Source organism: Flavobacterium sp. WC2509 (assembly GCF_052683105.1).
Window position 1 is genome coordinate 2,539,495 of sequence record NZ_JBQZFG010000001.1, and the last position, 19,281, is coordinate 2,558,775.

A 19,281-nucleotide genomic window follows, 5' to 3' on the forward strand; every position below is an offset into this window, starting at 1 on the left:
GTCTTCGGTCTAAAATATATTTAAAAATGAATACAAAATTGAAAACTGCATTAAAAATGGCAACGTGTTTAGTATGCTGCGTTGGTTTTAATGCCCATAGTCAAAAAGCGAATTCAAGCAAGCCAATGGAGTTGTATCTGCTCATTGGCCAGTCCAACATGGCGGGTCGCGGAACGGTTGACGCTCAAAGCCAGATAACATCTGATGCTATTTTGATGTTAGACAAAACGAATAATTGGGTTCCAGCCAAGGATCCAATGCATTTTGATAAACCGGCTGCTGCGGTTGGGCCAGGCATAAGTTTTGCACAAACAATGCTTCAGGATAAAAAAAACACCCAAATAGGACTTATTCCATGTGCATGGGGAGGCTCTCCCATAAGAGTATGGTCTCCTGGGGCTAAGTATTTTGAAAATTTCCCGTATGACGAAGCGATTCAAAGGGCAAAAATAGCGATGGAAAAAGGCGTTTTAAAAGGAATACTTTGGCATCAGGGAGAGTCGGATAATGATGCTAAAAAAGCGGAAGCGTATTTGGAAAACCTAAAAACGTTAATTGCTAATTTAAGAAGGGATTTGAATGCACCTAACCTTCCGTTTGTTGCGGGTGAAATAGGATATTTTAATAAAGAGAATTTCATCAACGAAAAAATTAATAAACTGCCTGCCGAAGTAGAAAACACGGCTGTAGTTTCTGCCAAGGATTTGACAGATAGAGGGGATCATTTGCATTTTGATACGACATCTGCGCGTGAACTCGGCAAAAGATATGCGGCTGCCATGAAAAATTTGCAACAAAAACCAACTGGTTCAGCTGAAAAAAAAAAGTTGGAGCCAAAGTCAACTAATGCATCAACGATAAAAAAATTAGATCAAAAACCTTCTAAGGAACCCAGACCTACTGTAGTGCTAACTTTTGATGATGCCGAAATTTCACAGTATAATAATGTAGTTCCTCTATTATCGGAATTGGGTTTTAAAGCGACTTTCTTTGTTTGCGAATTCCCAATTAAAAATCCTGGTGAAGAAAAAGAATTCATGAATTGGAAGCAAATCAGCGAATTGAATAAAAAAGGTTTTGAAATAGGGAATCATACCGGGCATCATAAAAACTTGACTAAGTTAAGCCCTGAGGATATTAAAAAAGAAGTGGTTTATATTGATGAAAAATGTAAAGAATTTGGAATCCCAAAACCGATATCGCTTGCTTATCCAGGGAATCGTTATGATACGATATCGCAGAGGGTTTTAAAAGAAATGGGCTATCAGTATGCAAGGGCTGGAGGTGTAGAATATTATAAAGTAAATGTAGACTCAAAACTAGCTATCCCTAGTTATACAGTAATCTCTTCTGATAAATATAAAATGCGTACGATGAAAGCATTGCAGGATCTAAAAGGAGAAGATGTATTGGTTTTAACCTTTCATGGCGTTCCAGATATACTACATCCGGATTATTCTACATCAATTGATTTATTAAAGGAAATTCTTCAATATTTAAAAGAAAATAACTTTCGGGTAATTCCAATGAAAGATTTATAATATCTAAGAAATAAATTAACTATGAAAAGGAAACTAGTAATTATATGTGTCAAGTATTAAAACGACTTTGAATAAGTTTTTTCGTTAGTTTTTTAATTCATATAAAGGAGTTATAAAATTATTCGAAAATGTATTTGAAGCTAAACATCAAAGTTCAATTAGGAACTTAGTTCCTAACAAGGATTAATTTATTGATTCGATTGGTGCATGATTAATGAGCCTAACATAATAAATAGATAATTATAATGAATTTAAATAACTCACAATTCACAAGATATGAAGACAACAATAATGTATGGTTGTCTCAAAATAGTACTCAAGAATTTAATTTTACTGATTATGGCATAACACCCACTATTCTTAGTACCGAAGCTGAGGTTGGTCAGGCAATGTTAAATGAGCTTTACAGTACCGCGGCATCAAAAGAAGGTGATATTAATATTGCCCTTCTTGGAGGGAGAGGCGCTCAGGAGTTACATCGTTTGCTGGGAGAGTTAGCGAAGTCGACAGAACAGGATAAGCTACTCGCTAGGCTGAATGTGTTTACTCAAGATGCACTTGCTCCTTTGAGTATGAATAATGGTTTTAGTTTTGTTAGGGATTTTGAGCGTATTTTAGGTGATGCGTTTTTCAAAAAAATAAAAAGCTTTACACCAATGCGAACCGATACAAAAGATTTAGAGTCATCACTTATTGAGTATTTGACTAAATTAGAAGAATTAGGTGGTTTGGATATATTTTTTATTGGTCATGGTCCAGAAGAAAATCAAGCATCACACCTTGCCTATATTAAACCTTTCTCTGGAGCGAAGAGTCATCATATTGCAGGGATAATTCCAATATCCAGCAGTATTTTGGAGCATCACATTAGCAAATTTAAAGCTGGTGGAAGCGTTGTGAATGAAAGTGATGAAAAGGAATGTCGATCCGCGGAGTATATTCTCACTTTAGGACCAGCAGCGATATTACAGGCCAAAAAGGTCGTTCAGTCTGTAGTTGATGCTGATTCCGCTCCTGCTAAAATCCAAACTTATGCAAACGTACTTAACACAAATCTGAGTTCAAATAAAGAGGAAGCGATATTGCAATTAAATACAAACCCTGGTTTATGGATAAGGTTGCATCCCAATACTAAATCTTTTGTGTTGCCTAATTTAGGTTTGTAATGTAGAAGAAAGATAGTCTAACTCTACTGATTTAAATGTCAAAATGAATGAACCCCCTTTAAACGCTAAGTTTAAAGGGGGTTTTGCTTTAGAAATTGATTCTTCTTTAATAAAGGTTTTGATATTCCAGAGGTGTATATGCTATGTTCTTTTTAAACTTACGATAAAAATGCTGTGGGTATTTAAAGCCCAGTTGAAATACTAATATTATCATAAATCTATGCTATTCAGGCGGTGAATTCATTTTATCGAGAATAAAACCGTAATAATATCGTTTTATTTAAAAAAGATATTATGGGCTTATTTGATTTTATGGTAGTGGAAATAGCTATGGATTTAGGAACAGCTAATACTTTAATAATTTATGATGGAAAGATCGTAGTAGACAGCCCTTCTATTGTGGCTAGGGATATTAGAAATGGTAAAGTTATTGCCGTAGGGAAAGAAGCCAGTTTAATGCAGGGAAAGACGCACGAGAATATTAGAACGATCCGACCGCTTAAAGATGGGGTTATTGCAGATTTTGATGCCTCAGAAAAAATGATCAGCTGGTTTATAAAAAATATACCTGGACTAAAGAAAAATTTTTTTACTCCTGCACTCCGAATGGTAGTATGTATTCCAAGTGGTATTACCGCGGTAGAAAAGAGAGCTGTAAAGGAGTCCTGTGAACGGGTAAACGGAAAAGAAGTGTTTTTGATTCATGAGCCTATGGCAGCTGCTATTGGAATTGGTTTGGATGTGATGCTGCCTAAGGGCAATCTTGTAGTGGATATAGGGGGAGGAACTACAGAAATTGCTGTCATAGCCCTTGGAGGAATTATTTGTGACACATCTATAAAAATTGCTGGTGATGTTTTTACCAACGATATATTGTACTATATGAGAACTCATCATAATCTGTATGTTGGGGAAGCTTCTGCAGAAACGATAAAAATTGAAGTTGGCGCAGCAATGGAAGAACTCGAGGATGCTCCAGACGATTTAACAGTTCGGGGAAGAGATATGCTTACGGGGAAGCCCAAAGAAGTGTTGGTTACCTATAGGGAAATAGCAAAAGCTTTGGATAAATCAATACAAAGAATCGAAGATGTTATTATGGTAACGCTTTCACAGACACCACCTGAATTGGCAGCAGATATTTATCATACGGGTCTGTATCTCGCCGGAGGAGGTGCATTGCTTCGAGGTCTTGACAAAAGGATTTCGCAGAAGACAGATTTACCCGTATATATTGCAGAAGATCCTTTAAGAGCTGTGGTTAGAGGTACTGGTATCGTTTTAAAAGACATGACCAAATATAAAAGTGTATTGATAAAATAGGTTTGTTATTACTGCAGTATTTTTTTTAGGAGGTAACATAAGCTTGTCTTTCCAGAGATGTCTTTTGTTTTTCTAACAACTTGATTTGGGTTTATGTTTCCAAAATAAAAACCCTATCAGAAACTAAAGATTTTTGATAGGGTTTAATACAAAAAAGTACTCAAGCTATAAACTTATTCTTTGATAATGGTTTTATTTACAATACCATTTTCAGTAATTATTTTAACTGTATATATGCCTACACTACCATTAATATTCACTTTTACTTTTGGATCGTTAATTTCGTTGATTGCATAAACTTGTTGTCCAAGCATATTAAATACCAAAATTCGTTTAACTTTTTCAATAGTACCCAAATCTATATAAAATTCATTTTTAAATGGTACAGGGTATATTTTCACTTCAGCCTTAACCTCATCAACATTAATTGTATTTATAGATGAAGCATTTTTGGATGTACTGCCACAACTAACCGGCAGAGGATTAATTCCTTCAATCTCTATTTTATCGATGTTAGCCAAACCTGAAGCTGTTGTTCCTTCCAATCGGATGATATGATTACCCGCAGAAAGAGCTACTGTGACCAAAGAGCTTGAATTCTCGGCCCAGGTAGTCCAATTAGTTGTAGGGTTAAAGTCAGCAGTAGCCAATGTAATGCCATCCACTATTACTTTACCTGTTCTAGGAGTAGTGCCTCCATTAGAATATTTCCAACGAAGTATGTAATTTCCAGAAGAAGTATTCACAGACCATTCAATTCCTGCCCCGATTGCATTATTTGCGTTGGCAAAACCAGCACCTTCAAACCCTGCATTATTACTATCAATCGTGCCATCCACTGAGCAGAAACCAATTCCATTTTCATTAATCGTAATCTCAGAAATAACACCATTAACGGTAATTGTACCTGAGACCAATGCATTTGGAGAGCCACCAGTAGTAGTAACTGTGAAGTTGAATGTTCCCGCTTGTGTAGGAGTTCCGCTTATGGTAATAGTTTTTGCTGAAGCATCAACTGTTGCAGTAATACCAGCAGGTAATCCTGAAGCGGTAGCAGAGGTGGCGTTCGTCCATGAATAATTAAAACCAACTATTGGTGTACCTAAACTTACAGTCTGAGATGAAGAACCTGCACCATGTTTCACAAGAGTAGCTGCAGCAGCAGTAGAATCTGTATAGTTTGCAGTTCCGGTTAGATTTTGATTAGCAGTGATTGTCGCTACTAGTCCATTAATATAAACCTCAAGATTAGTATATGTTGAGTTCAGTGTATACGTTATCCCGTCAGAAGCATTACTACTATTCAAACCATTAGTAGTTTCCCAGCTATCTGGCATTCCGTCATTATCCGTATCCGTAGGGGCTGTAGTAGAATTGTAAGTTGGCCATCCTCCAACATCAGATTGTGTATCAATCAGACCTTTAGTGCTTCCGTTTGATCCCGTATAAGTAAAGGTTCCATTAGTTGCTTCTGATACTATTCTGTTATCTACTGCATCACGTTTAAAACTAGCTCCAACATACGCTAACACTTTGCTGTAGGCATTTGCTGCTGAATGAGTGGTCATTTCACCAAAGCTATATTCAGTATTTACACGAAGCTCCGTTTTACTTTTTGAAGATGGATTAGGGTCAACTCCATTCCAATTATCGGTTGTAGTAGTCGAGTTTGCTGTAGTATAATTTCCATTAACGTAAAAACTACCCCAAACACCTGCTGCCTGAGTGTTAGTTCCATCATCTGCATTTGGAGATATAATTCTGTCGTTTATGCTCGAAGGCGTTGCCGGACCGGCTTTGTAATAATTATTGGTAAGGTTGTATGATCCTCCTTCACCAGCATAAGTACTGTTGCCACCCCAGTTATAAATAACATTATTTCTAAAATCAACTTGCTCAAGATTAGGAAGTCCTGAGTATCTGCTGCCACAAAAACGGGCGTTTCTGCTATCATGATGAGCTAGCATATTGTGATGAAATGACGCTTTTTTTCCTCCCCAAATTCCACCATAACCATGAGTTCCCTTATCGTGAATAGAAACACGTAAACTTTCAGACATCATTGACCACTGCAAAGTGAAGTTCTCATTGTCATAAAATGAAGCACATTCATCTGTACTCCAGCTCATAGAGCAGTGGTCAATGATAATATCTTTATGATTTCTGGAACCTATCGCATCTCCTTCATGCTGAGCTTGGTCACCCATGCGGAAACGAACATATCGAATGATAACATTATCAGCATTTATTGCTACTGAATAATTTTTTAAACAGATTCCATCGCCGGGGGCAGTCTGACCAGCTATGGTAATGTCATTACTGCTAATTTTCAAATCTGAATTCAGCGCAATGATTCCGGATACTTTGAACATCACAGTTCTTGCTCCCGTTGCCGTAACGGCTTCCCTTAAACTTCCTGCCCCTGAATCATTCAAGTTGGTAACGTAGATTACTCTTCCGCCACGACCACCAGTAGTGTATCTACCAAAACCTTCTGCACTTGGAAATGCTGGCGAAGTAGCCGCTAGAGTAGCCGCGACTTTTTGAGTAGCAGTACCTTTTTGAGTTGCTGCGGTTACTGTGAAAGTTCCTGATTTTGTTGTATTTGTTGTACCACCAACTGTGGTAATTGTATAGCTAAAAGTACCGCTTACAGTTGGTTTTCCACTGAAGGTTATTGTTTTGGCTGAATTATCTATAGCAGCACTGATTCCTGATGACAATCCGGATACAGTTACTGTAGTAGCATTTTCCCATGAATAATAAAAGCCTGTAATAGCAGTATTTATAGCTACCGTTTGGCTAGATCCTCCCGCTCCGTGTTTTGTCAATGTAGCTGCTAGGGAAACGGAATTAATGATAGTGTCTGGATTCCAGTTATCAGTAACCTGAGGGTTGGCATTATTTGCTTTTAAAACATTTAGTTTTGTATAAGAGCCCGCTTGAGAAGCAGTTAAAATTTTCGACCATGAAACTCTGGAAGACGGAACATAACCAGCACCTGAGTTATTATATTCTGAAAAACGTGCTGTAGCCTGATTGGCAGCGTTACCCCAGTCATTCCAACCTACAGCCTTAATAGCATTGGAAATACTGGTATTCATAAAAGTAACTGATGCATATCCTCCCCATGGGCGACCAAGATCTGTAATATTACTTCCTGAACCAGTAATCTGGCAGTTGTTAAAAACATATCCATAGGCCAGATAAGACGGGGTATTAGCCGCAGTTAAAGAGCTTCCTCCTTTAGTGTAAAGCTGGCAGTTTTGAAAATAGGCGATGGCTCCTCCAAAAATAAAGTCTGTAGTACCTTCGAAATAGCAATTTTCATGATAAGATCTTCCGCTGTGGGGATAATAAGTATCCTGATCTCCTAAAAAACGGCAATTCTTAAAAACAGCTTTATCCGCAGTAGATCGAACAGCTACGGCCTGTCCAACAGGTCCTGATGAGTTAGCGAATGTAAGGTTCAATGCATAAAATCCCGCGCCATTGATGAAAGTACTGGCTGAATTAGAGGTTCTGTAAGCTGTTCCTGTAGCCGGATTAATTTTGGTGGAATAATTGTTATAGGTTAAAATTGTTCCAGTGGAACTTTCTCCTATGAATGTCAGATTGGTTTTATTTGAAGGAACAGTAATTACTTCATAATAAGAGCCATTTTTAATATAAATTGTAGTTCTGGTCGAACTATTAGAAGGAGCGGCATTGACCGCAGCCTGTACTGTGGTATAATTACCGGTGCCATCTTTGGCAACTACGATATTGTAGGTCTGTGCTTTCAGTTGCATTGAAAAGAAAGCTAAAAAAGTCAATAGTAAAAATTTTTGTTTCATGCTTTTTGGTTTTGATTAGTTAATAGATGTTTTTCCCATATGAATTAATTTCTATAAGAGAACTTTTCTTGTTAAAGCAAAACTATAAAAAGCAAAATCTAAGACAGTAGACAAATCACTATTAAACAGGGGCGAAAACGATATAGTGCTAATTATTTGAAAATCAATAAATCATCGTGGAAGGGGAGTCTTTAAAACATTAATTTCAATACTGACACGGTTTCTGCTGTTCAGTAATAGCTATACACAAAAGTTTCTTATTGAAGCATCCCAAGAATAGCTATTTTATTTGTGACATTTTCCTTTTTAGGGAGCGTCATAAGAGTAAACCCATCTTCTCTGCAAAAACAAAAACGCTTAATCTTAAATGAGGTCAGCATTTTTTTTATGATATTTGTAAACTATTATACATGAATACTATTTTGGAGGCTTCAAATCCTTAGCTACCCACTAAACTCTCAAACTAATGATGCGATTATTTCTTGGTTGTTTTCTTTTTTTATCATTTTTTAGAGGGTTTTCTCAAGAGACAACGTTCTCAATAGATACTTTAAAGATAAAGGTGGATAGTCTTTATAGAGAAGATCAGTTTTATGCACAACTTAATTACAATTCAATTGTAAAAAAACCTGATGGACTTGCCCAAGATAAAATATCGTTTGGTTTTGGTGTTGGATTCCTTAGAGATTTTCCATTAAACAAAAACAGAACTTTTGCCATTGCTCCTGGAATTGGATTCACTTTCAATAATTATTTACAAAACATGAGCATTACTGGAACTAGTGATAATCCAGTGTATGGAATTTTACCATCCAGCTATGATAAAAATAGATTTGAACAATTGAGGGTAGAGGTACCGATTGAGTTCAGATGGCGTAATTCGACTCCTGAGGTTTTTCAGTTTTTCAGATTGTATGGAGGTTTTAAAGTCAGTTATTTATTATATGACAAATCTGTTTTTGATAATGGAACTGAAAAAATTGTTATCAAAGGGAATAAAGATTTTCAGGAGTTTCTTTATGGGGCCTATATTTCAATGGGATATAGTGCTTTTAATCTACAAGTGTATTATGGCTTGAACTCCCTTTTTAAATCAACTGCTCAACTCAATTCGGTACCTATTACTATGAATACTTTGAGTCTGGGTGTGATTTTCTATATTTTATAACCACAAAAAAAGAAATAGTATTTGAGGAATACTTCCCACTAAAACTCCAATGATTAATTCGTTTGGTGTATGTGCCTGCATGACCAAACGCGAAGAAGCTACAAATCCATTCATAAGCAATAAAAAAGGAACAAGATAGACACTTCCTGTTTGTAAATGGAGATTCAATCCAAAAACAAAAACAGTTAAGGCAGAAATGGTAAGCATGTGCAGACTGGTTTTGAATTTGATGTATAATAAACCAAGTGAAACTAATGTGCTAAACAATGCGCCTAAGAAGAAGAAATGCAATTCGGGATAATATTCTAGTGGAATGCTTTTTCGCAGCAATAAAATGATTAAAAAACTTTGAAAGATTAGCGGAATTTTACGTTGTTCCAGATCGGCAATCATTATAGAATCTACTTTGCCGACAAAACGTAGTAAATAGTATAATGCTGTCGGAATCAAAATAGTCACAATTGAAATCTGCCAAAAAAAAGGAGTGATTTGGTCAGTAGTATAATCAGCGTTGTGGAATAAAAAATAGAAAAGACAGGCTTGTGCAGATGCGAAAAGCGGATGAAAAATATAGGAAAATATAGGAAGTATTTTTTTCAATGTAAACGATTTGAAGAAGTTTAAGGTTTAAAAATACAATTATAGTTTTTTTCTCATACGGGCAACAGGGATTTCTAACTGTTCGCGGTATTTGGCTATAGTTCTTCGGGCAATTGGGTATCCTTTTTCTTTCAGTATTTCTGCCAAAAGATCATCTGGAAGCGGATTTTTTTTGTCTTCCTCTTCGATGGTGTTTTGTAAAATTCTTTTGATTTCTATTGTCGATACCTCTTCGCCTTGATCGTTTTTCATTGCTTCCGAGAAGAATTCTTTTATCAGCTTTGTGCCATAAGGAGTTTCAACATACTTGCTGTTGGCAACCCTTGATACGGTCGATATGTCAAGCCCAATCATGTCGGCAATGTCTTTTAAAATCATTGGTTTTAAACGAGTTTCATCACCATCCAATAAATAATCTTTTTGATAATGCATAATAGCATTCATCGTTACAAACAAAGTGTCTTGACGTTGTTTTATTGCATCAATAAACCATTTTGCTGAGTCTAATTTTTGTTTAATGAATTGAACAGCATCTTTTTGAGAGCTTGATTTCTCTTTAGATTCCTTATAGGTTTGCATCATTTCCTGGTAATCTTTAGAGACATGCAAAGAAGGTGCATTGCGACCATTTAAAGAAAGTTCTAATTCACCATCAACGATGCGAATAGTAAAATCGGGAACGATGTTTTCGGTGATTTTATTATTTCCAGAAAATGATCCTCCAGGTTTTGGATTAAGTCTTTCAATTTCATGAATGGCATTTCTAAGTTGTTCGCTAGAAATGTTGAATTTTTGAGTCAACTTATCATAATGCTTTCTCACAAAAGCATCAAATTGCTGTTCGATAATGGCTGTCGCCAAATCGACTGATTCTGTTGGCGTTTTGTGTTTGAGTTGCAGCAATAAACATTCTTGCAAATCTCGTGCTCCCACACCAGTTGGTTCTAGTTCGTGAATAATATGCAAGATGGATTCAACTTGTTTTTCAGAAGTATAAAGCCCTTGAGTAAAAGCCATATCATCTACTAAATCAGCTGTACTTCTTCGGATATATCCCGTGTCATCTATGCTTCCTACCAAAAATTCAGCAATATCACGTTCTTCATCATTCAGAATGAAAGTGTTTAATTGATTGATGAGGTCTTGGTGAAAACTTATTGCAGCCGCAAATGGGGTCTCTTTGTTGTCGTCATCATCGCTGTAATTGTTGGCTTGAGTTTTATAGTCGGGAGTATCGTCACTGTTTAAATACTCGTCGATGTTAATATCTTCGGCGTCTACTCTGTCGGCTTCAGAATCTTCATAATCGTCGTATTCTTCGGTATCGTACTCGTCTTTTTCGTATTCGTCCTCTTTTCCAGCTTCCAGAGCAGGATTTTCATTCATTTCTTCCAACAATCGCTGTTCAAATGCTTGCGTAGGCAACTGAATTAACTTCATCAACTGAATTTGTTGTGGAGATAATTTTTGAGATATTTTTAGATTTAAAAATTGCTTTAGCATATTTATTGTTGTTGGTTATTGGTTGATGGTTGTTGGCTAAAAACCGACAACCATCAACCATCAACTCGTTATTAAAACTCTGCATTTTGTGGCGTTCTTGGGAAAGGAATTACGTCACGTATGTTTGTCATTCCAGTTACAAAAAGCACCAATCTTTCGAATCCCAGTCCAAAACCAGAGTGAACTGCAGAACCGAATCGTCTAGTGTCTAAATACCACCATAATTCTTCTTCGTCAATTCCTAAAGTTCTCATTTTTTCGACCAAAACATCAAAACGTTCCTCTCTTTGAGAACCTCCAACGATTTCTCCAATGCCTGGGAAAAGAATATCCATTGCACGAACTGTTTTTCCATCTTCGTTCAAACGCATGTAAAATGCTTTGATATTTGCTGGATAATCAAACAAAATCACGGGGCATTTAAAGTGTTTTTCGACCAAATAACGTTCGTGTTCCGATTGTAAATCAGCTCCCCATTCGTTAATAATGTATTGGAATTTTTTCCTTTTATTTGGAGTAGAATCTCTTAAAATGTCAATAGCTTCGGTATAGGAAACACGTTTGAAATTGTTCTCCAACACAAAATTTAACTTTTCTAACAAAGTCATTTCGCTTCTCTCGGCTTGTGGTTTTGTTTTTTCTTCTTCTAATAAACGACCTTCTAAGAATTTTAAATCATCAGAACATTTTTCCATAGTGTATTTAATCACGTATTGGATAAAATCTTCTGCCAAATCCATATTGTCATTTAAATTGTTAAAAGCCACTTCGGGTTCAATCATCCAAAACTCGGCTAAGTGACGAGAAGTATTTGAATTTTCGGCTCTAAAAGTAGGTCCAAAAGTATAAATCTGACCCAAAGCCATTGCGAAAGTTTCTCCCTCTAATTGTCCAGAAACGGTTAAATTAGTATGTTTTCCGAAGAAATCTTTTTTATAATCAATTTGACCTTCTTCAGTTTTTGGTAAATTATCTAATGGCAATGAAGTCACTTGGAACATTTCTCCAGCACCTTCCGCGTCAGCACCTGTAATGATCGGTGTATTTAGATAAACAAACCCTTTTTGCTGAAAATAACTATGAACAGCAAAAGACAAAACCGAACGCACACGCATAATCGCTCCAAAAGCATTTGTTCTAACTCTTAAATGCGCATTTTCACGTAAGAATTCTAAAGAATGTCTCTTAGGTTGCATTGGGAATTTCTCTGGATCTGAGTCTCCCAAGATTTCAAGTTTTGCAACCTGAATCTCGTATTTTTGACCAGCGCCTTTACTTTCTACCAAAGTTCCTGTAACCGAAACAGCAGCACCAGTTGTAATTCTTTTTAATGTTTCTTCTGGAGTGTTTTCAAAATCGACAACACATTGTATATTATTGATTGTAGAACCGTCGTTCAATGCAATAAATTGATTGTTTCTAAAAGTTCTTACCCATCCTTTTGCATTTACTTCATGAAGTATCGAGGTACTGTTTAGTAAATCTTTAATTCTTGTGTGTCTCATTTGTATCTTAGATTTTAGAGTTCTGATTTTAGATTATAGAAAAATCAGTGTTTCAATCGAATTACAAATATAATCGATTTGTTTTAATTGTCATGTTGCGAGAAGGTGTAATATGGGGTGCTATTTCCCGTTTTTCGCTACAATCGTTTTATTTTTTCTTTAAAAATAAAAAGGGTTTTCACTACAAACGAAGTTCACTGAGTTCCTATAAAAGTAAAAGTATAGTGAAGTAATCGGGGCTAAAGATATCGAGACATTAGCTTTTTTGAAAGAATTGGCTCTTTTGGAATTATTAGAAGATGCGAAGAGCTTTAATAAACCCTAAGAAGAGATGGGAGTTTGTTATTTAATTTCTTGAGGAAATTCAAAGAAAATTATTATAGCTGATTATTTTATTCCGTTTTCACACCATTTTTATAACTGCATTTTACTTGTCCATTGCTTTTATAAAGGATGCCGTTTTCTTCATTGTCATCTTTCCATTCTCCAACAAATTTTTCATTGTTTGCGTATGCAAGTGTTCCTTTGCCATTTTTACTATTGCTTTTAAATTCACCAACATATTTATCTCCATTTTGCCAAGTATAGGTACCTTGTCCAGTCCTATAGCCTTCTTGCCATGTACCAATATATTTGTCTTTATTGCCATATAGCATAGTTCCCTGACCACTCATTCCACCTTCTTTCCAATCGCCAACATAATTTTCTCCTCTGATTGTATTTGTATAAGTTCCTTTGCCGTTAAATTTCCATTCTTTCCAATCGCCAACATAATTTTCTCCTCTGATTGTATTTGTATAAGTTCCTTTGCCGTCAAATTCCCCTTCTTTCCAATCGCCTACATATTTTATTCCTGTGTTAGTATTTATATAAGTTCCTTTGCCGTCACGTTTGTCATTTTTCCATTGGCCAATATATTTCGATCCGTTTCCATAAGTTTTGGTTCCTTGACCACTTGTATTTCCGTCTTTAAATTCGCCTGTATAAACATCCCCATATAAATTTATTATAGTTCCATTACCAGTAAATTTGTCGCCTTTTAGAATGAATTTTTTTGAATTTTTAGGATTTTTTATATAAGTTATGTATCCTTTCTCTTTTGCTTTGTCATCCTTCCATTCAATACTATGTTTGACTCCATCTGGAGTGTAAAAAGAACCACTTCCAGTGACTTTGTTGTCTTTCCATTCCCCGACATATTTAGCTCCATTTTCAAAAGTCATGGTTCCTTTACCATCGAATTTATGCTCTTTCCATTCACCTACATATTTTGAATTATTGTTATAAGTGATGGAACCTTGTCCGCAAAGCCTTCCGTCTTTCCATTCTCCGATATATTTACATACTGTTTTAACTTCATAGGATCCATAGCCGTCCAGACGATTGTCCTTCCAATTGCCTTCTGCAATATTACCTTGTAAATTTGCTCTGCCTTTTCCGTTTGCCTTTTCATGAGTGAATTCACCAGTGATTTCCCCTTTATAGTAGCCACAATTATTTTCAAAAGGACAAATTTTAATCGAGTCATTTCCAGTTGTAAGGATCGGTTTTTTTTGATTTGTTGTGTTTTGAGAATTGCAATTAATACCAATCATTAAAAATACAAGAGCTACGGTTCTTTTCATTTTTGTAAGTTTATATGTGTAAATATATAAATTATTTAAACAACAAATCCAGCTCTAAGGCTGGATTTATTTTTAGAAAAGATTGTAACAGATCGTAGAATTAGCTTCTAAAACAACAATTTACTGTTTTGTCAAAGCATCGATTGCCTCGTCAGTATGTTCGGTGATGTTAATTTTGGATTCGATGAATTCTTGTTCGTTTGCTAATGTTTTGTTTAATGTTAATACTAATGCTGGTAATAACATCAAGTTTGATAACATTCCGAATAACAATGTCAACGAAACTAATCCGCCAAGGGCAATAGTTCCACCAAAACTAGACAGCATGAATACCGAAAACCCAAAGAATAATACAATAGAAGTATAGAACATGCTCAGTCCGGCATCGTTAAAGGTTGCATAAACAGATTTGCGTATTTTCCAGTCGTTTTTCTTTAATTCCTCTCGGTATTGCGCCAGGAATCGAACGGTATCATCTACCGAAAGTCCAAATGCAATTCCGAAAACCAATATCGTTGACGGTTTTAATGGAATGTCAAAAAAGCCCATAATTCCTGCTGTTAGCAACAGCGGCAATAAATTTGGAATTATAGAAACCAAAATCATTTTAAATGAACGGAACATAAATCCAATTAAAAGAGCAGTCAGAAAAAAAGCAAAAACTAATGACGAAAGTAAATTGTCCAGTAAGTACCCTGTTCCTTTTTGGAACACTAATGCTTTTCCTGTGATAATTACATTGTATCGATCTGGAGGGAAAATTTTATCGGCTTTTTTACGAATTTCAGCTTCGACGATAGGCATTACACCGCCGTTATCATCTCGCATAAATGTTGTGATTCGAGCAAATTGACCAGTTTTATCTACATAACTTTTCATCAAGTCACCCTTAGTGTTTTTGGTGGCATTTTTGGCATATGATAAAATGAAAGCTTGTTCCTGCGACGTAGGCAATTCATAGTATTCAGGACTTCCGTTGTAATACGCTTGTTTGGAGTATTTGACCAAATTAACAACCGAAATAGGTTTTGATAATTCCGGAATTTCATCAATTGCTGTTTCCAGTTCCTCCATTCGCTTGAGGGTAGAAAGTTTCATTACACCTTTTTTGTGTTTGGTGTCAATCATAATTTCCAAAGGCATTACGCCATCAAATTCTTTTTCGAAGAAAAGAATATCTTGGAAAAAGGGTGCTTTTTTGGGCATATCTTCTATTATACTACCCGAAATACGCATTTTGTAAATTCCTATAATACTAATTACTAGTAATGAAATCGAAACAACATAAATAGAAAAACGACTTTCTTTTACATTTCGTAAAATCCAGTCCATGAATGATTTTACATAACCTCTATCTAAGTGCTCAATATGGCGTTCTTTTGGTGCTGGAATGTAACTGTGAAAAATTGGAATCACAATGATACATAAAAAGAACAAGGCAAGAATGTTAATGGAAGTTACATTTCCAAACTCAATAAGCAATTTGTTATTGGAAGTAATAAAGGTAAAAAAACCAATAGCGGTAGTCACATTAGTCATAAGAGTTGCCATACCAACTTTGGTCGTAACTCGCTGCAGTGCTTTGGCTTTATTTCGGTGAATTTTATATTCCTGATGGTATTTGTTGGTAAGGAAAATACAATTCGGAATCCCAATTACAATAATTAAAGAAGGAACTAAGGCGGTTAAAACTGTGATTTCATAGTTTAATAATCCTAAGAAACCAAAAGACCACATTACACCAATAATTACAATAATTATCGAAATTAAAGTAGCTCTAAAACTTCTAAAAAAGAAAAAGAAAAGTAATGAGGTTACCAATAATGAAGCGCCAATGAAAAGACTTATTTCATTAATGATAGTCTCTGAATTTAGCGTTCTTATGTAAGGCATTCCAGAAACACGAAGGTCAATTTTGGTTTCTTTTTCGAATGCTTCTACAGCTGGAACTAATTGATGTAGAATAAAATCCTTTCGAGCTGGAGTGTTTACAATTTTCTTGTCTAAATAAATGGCAGAGCGTATCGTTCCTGATCTTTTATTGAAAAGAAGTCCTTCGTAAAAAGGCAAATCATTAAAGAGCTCTTTTTTTATTTTTTGAAGATAGGCTTCATCAGTAGTTTTGCTTGGGTCAACAAAAGGAACCAATTCAAACTTTTGAAGCGAATCATTTTTTTGTAATTTTTTTAAATTATTTATGGAAATAACTAAATCGACAGCTTTGTCACCATTTAGAGTATTCATTAATTTTGACCAAGCTGCATAGGCTTTTGGAGTAAAAAATGTTTTGTCTTTTACACCAATAATGACCAAATTTCCTTCTTCGCCAAATTTATTTAAAAAGGCATTGTACTCTACATTGACGATATTGTCATCGGGTAACATGTTGGCTTCTGTATGCGTAAAATGGATGTTTTTCCATTGCATTGCCAATAAAGCTGTTATCACTACAATAATGGATAACATTAAAATTCTATTTCTAAGTACAATTCTGGCAATTAATTCCCAAAATCCTAAACTAAACCATTTAATCATGTCGATTTTTTAAGCTCGGCAAAGGTAATTAAAACAGCTATAATCGCCTTAGATTTTAAGAATGCTTTTTGTTAATTTTATTGTTAATTTTTTGTTTTTATTTTATGCCAAAGTACCGTTGTAGCTTGTAATTTATATATATTTGATTTTTTTCAGGTGGATACCGAAATTATTGAAAAGTTGCTTATGAAAAAGTACAGAAATGCATTGTTTTATTTTGGAGTTACAGGTGGTTTTACTGCGTTAATATACTGGATACTAAGAGAAGGGAAACATCTGGAAGGGAATAAAACTATTGTTCATCCAAAAGCAAGCGATAGTTCTTGGGGAGATTTTTTGATTTCAATGGTTCATAATGTTCAAGATCCATTGGCTATTTTATTGGCACAAATTATAATGATTATTCTTGTAGCCCGTCTTTTTGGGTGGATTTTCAAAAAAATTGGACAACCATCGGTAATTGGTGAAATTATTGCCGGAATTGCACTTGGACCATCTTTATTAGGTCTATATTTTCCAGAATTTTTCCATGCACTTTTTCCCGCTAATTCATTAGAAAACTTAAAATTTTTGAGTCAGATTGGATTGATACTTTTTATGTTTGTAATTGGTATGGAACTCGATATCAAAGTATTGAAAAACAGGGCGAAAGAAGCTATAGTTATTAGTCATGCAAGTATTGTTATTCCGTTCGCTTTAGGTATTGGATTGGCTTATTTTGTTTACAATCGTTTTGCTCCAGAAGGTGTCAAATTTCTTTCTTTTAGTTTGTTTATGGGAATTGCAATGAGTATCACTGCGTTTCCTGTTTTGGCACGAATTGTTCAGGAAAGAGGTATGCATAAAACAAAATTAGGAGCTATTGCCATCACTTGTGCTGCTGCTGATGATATTACTGCTTGGTGTTTATTGGCTGTTGTAATTGCTATTGTAAAGGCAGGGACATTTGTAAGTTCGATGTATATTATTTCATTAGCAGTGATTTATGTGCTGATGATGATTTATTTGGTTAAACCTTTTTTGAAGAGAATAGGGGATTTATATGGATCCAAAGACAGTTTGAGTAAACCTGTCGTTGCCATCTTTTTTCTGTTGCTAATTATATCTTCGTATGCTACCGAATTGATTGGGATTCATGCATTATTTGGAGCTTTTATGATGGGGGCTATTATGCCAGATGTACCTAAATTTAGAACCGTATTTATTTCTAAAGTTGAAGATGTATCTGTGATATTACTACTTCCTTTATTTTTTGTATTCACAGGATTACGTACCGAAATAGGTTTGATTAATGAACCTTATTTGTGGAAAGTAACTGGTTTGATTATTACGGTTGCTGTAGTTGGTAAGTTTTTTGGTAGTGCTTTGGCAGCCAAATTTGTTGGTCAAAGCTGGAGAAATAGTCTTACTATTGGGGCTCTGATGAATACAAGAGGATTGATGGAATTGATTGTTTTGAATATTGGATTGGCTCTTGGCGTACTTACTACCGAAGTTTTTACGATGATGGTAATTATGGCTTTGGTAACCACTTTTATGACAGGACCAGCATTGGATTTAATTAATTATATTTTTAAAACGACCGATGTTACCGATCATGAAGAAGAAATAGATCAAAGTAAATATAAAGTTTTGATTTCTTTTGGTAATAATGAAAAAGGAAAATCTTTGTTGCGATTAGCGCATAGTTTGGTTAAAAAACAAAAAGAAACTACGAATATTACTGTATTGCATTTGTCTTTGAGTGATGAAATGCACTCTTTTAATATGGAGGATAAAGAGAAAAGTAGTTTTAGTCCAATTGTCAAAGAAGCTGTTATTTTGAAACAAGAAATTACAACTATTTTCAAAGCTACATTAGATGTTGAATCTGAAATTATAGATATTGCCAATCAAGGAGATTATGACTTTTTATTGGTTGGTTTGGGAGAATCTATTTTTGAAGGAACTTTATTGGGGAAAGTAATTGGATTTACGTCAAGAATTATTAATCCAGAAAGATTGCTGGAAAAATTCACCAGAAAAGAAGGATTGTTTGAGAATTCTCCATTTGATGAGAGAACCAGACAAATTGTAATGAAAGTAAAATTGCCATTGGGAGTATTGATTGACAAAGATTTGAAAGAAGTAAATCACGTTTTTGTTCCAATATATTGTTCCGAAGATTCCTTTCTGATTGATTATGCTCAAAAAATAATTTATAACAATAATGCCACGATTACTTTTTTGGACATGAATGGTCATATGGAATCTAATTTTGTCATTGAAAGTGCTATTGGTTCATTAAAACAGAAATTTCCAAAGAATGTAATTTTAAATAATGAATCGATACTTTACAATGAGTTCTTAGAAAAACAAGATTTAATGATTGTAAGTTTAGAAAGCTGGAAAGACTTATTGGATAGTAGCTCAAAGTGGTTGAGTGGAGTACCATCGGTATTGATTATTAAACCTTAAAGTAAACATTAGAAAATAATTA

The 19,281-nt window shown here is 35.0% G+C and carries 11 protein-coding genes; 5 read left to right on the forward strand and 6 right to left on the reverse strand.

The genetic code is table 11. The features are described from left to right. The first annotated feature begins 26 nt into the window (after positions 1–26). The 3 genes from ACUN3A_RS10595 (at position 27) to ACUN3A_RS10605 (ending at position 4,030) form a co-directional block, all read left to right on the forward strand. On the forward strand, positions 27–1,541 hold the full coding sequence (locus tag ACUN3A_RS10595; protein WP_445551263.1) for a sialate O-acetylesterase: 1,515 nt from the start codon (positions 27–29) through the stop codon (positions 1,539–1,541). A 245-nt stretch (positions 1,542–1,786) separates the two neighbouring features. Beyond that, positions 1,787–2,707, forward strand: coding sequence for a hypothetical protein (locus ACUN3A_RS10600; protein WP_445551264.1), 921 nt, complete (start codon positions 1,787–1,789; stop codon positions 2,705–2,707). A gap of 294 nt (positions 2,708–3,001) precedes the next feature. Continuing rightward, positions 3,002–4,030 (forward strand): rod shape-determining protein, encoded by a 1,029-nt coding sequence (locus tag ACUN3A_RS10605; RefSeq protein WP_445551265.1) that lies wholly within the window; start codon positions 3,002–3,004, stop codon positions 4,028–4,030. 173 nt (positions 4,031–4,203) lie between these two features. On the opposite strand, the gene ACUN3A_RS10610 is transcribed toward ACUN3A_RS10605, so the two are convergent. After that, a complete protein-coding gene (locus ACUN3A_RS10610) occupies positions 4,204–7,866 on the reverse strand; it encodes a pectinesterase family protein (RefSeq protein ID WP_445551266.1) in 3,663 nt (1,220 codons plus the stop codon). 466 nt (positions 7,867–8,332) lie between these two features. Here ACUN3A_RS10610 and ACUN3A_RS10615 point away from each other — a divergent pair, with 466 nt between their 5' ends. Continuing rightward, on the forward strand, positions 8,333–9,034 hold the full coding sequence (locus tag ACUN3A_RS10615) for a porin family protein (RefSeq protein ID WP_445551267.1): 702 nt from the start codon (positions 8,333–8,335) through the stop codon (positions 9,032–9,034). Here ACUN3A_RS10615 and ACUN3A_RS10620 read toward each other — a convergent pair. The 5 genes from ACUN3A_RS10620 to ACUN3A_RS10640 all read right to left on the reverse strand — a co-directional run bounded on the left by ACUN3A_RS10620 (position 9,029) and on the right by ACUN3A_RS10640 (position 16,802). Beyond that, a complete protein-coding gene (locus tag ACUN3A_RS10620; RefSeq protein WP_445551268.1) occupies positions 9,029–9,634 on the reverse strand; it encodes a hypothetical protein in 606 nt (201 codons plus the stop codon). The genes ACUN3A_RS10615 and ACUN3A_RS10620 overlap by 6 nt on opposite strands. 39 nt (positions 9,635–9,673) lie before the next feature. Beyond that, the gene (gene rpoN / locus ACUN3A_RS10625; protein WP_445551269.1) at positions 9,674–11,137 is read right to left on the reverse strand and encodes an RNA polymerase factor sigma-54; all 1,464 of its coding nucleotides are present in this window, start codon (positions 11,135–11,137) and stop codon (positions 9,674–9,676) included. Positions 11,138–11,208: 71 nt separating this feature from the next. Then, a complete protein-coding gene (gene asnS / locus ACUN3A_RS10630) occupies positions 11,209–12,642 on the reverse strand; it encodes an asparagine--tRNA ligase (protein WP_445551270.1) in 1,434 nt (477 codons plus the stop codon). Between the two features lie 392 nt (positions 12,643–13,034). Then, entirely contained in the window at positions 13,035–14,267 is a 1,233-nt protein-coding gene (locus ACUN3A_RS10635; protein ID WP_445551271.1) for a hypothetical protein, read from the reverse strand. A gap of 120 nt (positions 14,268–14,387) precedes the next feature. After that, positions 14,388–16,802 carry an efflux RND transporter permease subunit gene (locus tag ACUN3A_RS10640; protein WP_445551272.1) on the reverse strand — a complete coding sequence of 805 codons (2,415 nt, stop codon included), beginning with the start codon at positions 16,800–16,802 and terminating at the stop codon, positions 14,388–14,390. A gap of 186 nt (positions 16,803–16,988) precedes the next feature. On the opposite strand from ACUN3A_RS10640, the gene ACUN3A_RS10645 reads away from it, so the two are divergent. Beyond that, on the forward strand, positions 16,989–19,259 hold the full coding sequence (locus ACUN3A_RS10645; RefSeq protein WP_445551273.1) for a cation:proton antiporter: 2,271 nt from the start codon (positions 16,989–16,991) through the stop codon (positions 19,257–19,259). Positions 19,260–19,281 lie beyond the last annotated feature (22 nt).

What these genes read in the sequence shown, in the direction of transcription:
- ACUN3A_RS10595 (WP_445551263.1), top strand. Translation starts at nt 27, where the DNA reads ATGAATACAAAATTGAAAACTGCATTAAAAATGGCAACGTGTTTAGTA.
- ACUN3A_RS10600 (WP_445551264.1), top strand. Translation starts at nt 1,787, where the DNA reads ATGAATTTAAATAACTCACAATTCACAAGATATGAAGACAACAATAAT.
- ACUN3A_RS10605 (WP_445551265.1), top strand. Translation starts at nt 3,002, where the DNA reads ATGGGCTTATTTGATTTTATGGTAGTGGAAATAGCTATGGATTTAGGA.
- ACUN3A_RS10610 (WP_445551266.1), bottom strand. Translation starts at nt 7,866, where the DNA reads ATGAAACAAAAATTTTTACTATTGACTTTTTTAGCTTTCTTTTCAATG.
- ACUN3A_RS10615 (WP_445551267.1), top strand. Translation starts at nt 8,333, where the DNA reads ATGATGCGATTATTTCTTGGTTGTTTTCTTTTTTTATCATTTTTTAGA.
- rpoN (WP_445551269.1), bottom strand. Translation starts at nt 11,137, where the DNA reads ATGCTAAAGCAATTTTTAAATCTAAAAATATCTCAAAAATTATCTCCA.
- asnS (WP_445551270.1), bottom strand. Translation starts at nt 12,642, where the DNA reads ATGAGACACACAAGAATTAAAGATTTACTAAACAGTACCTCGATACTT.
- ACUN3A_RS10635 (WP_445551271.1), bottom strand. Translation starts at nt 14,267, where the DNA reads ATGAAAAGAACCGTAGCTCTTGTATTTTTAATGATTGGTATTAATTGC.
- ACUN3A_RS10640 (WP_445551272.1), bottom strand. Translation starts at nt 16,802, where the DNA reads ATGATTAAATGGTTTAGTTTAGGATTTTGGGAATTAATTGCCAGAATT.
- ACUN3A_RS10645 (WP_445551273.1), top strand. Translation starts at nt 16,989, where the DNA reads ATGAAAAAGTACAGAAATGCATTGTTTTATTTTGGAGTTACAGGTGGT.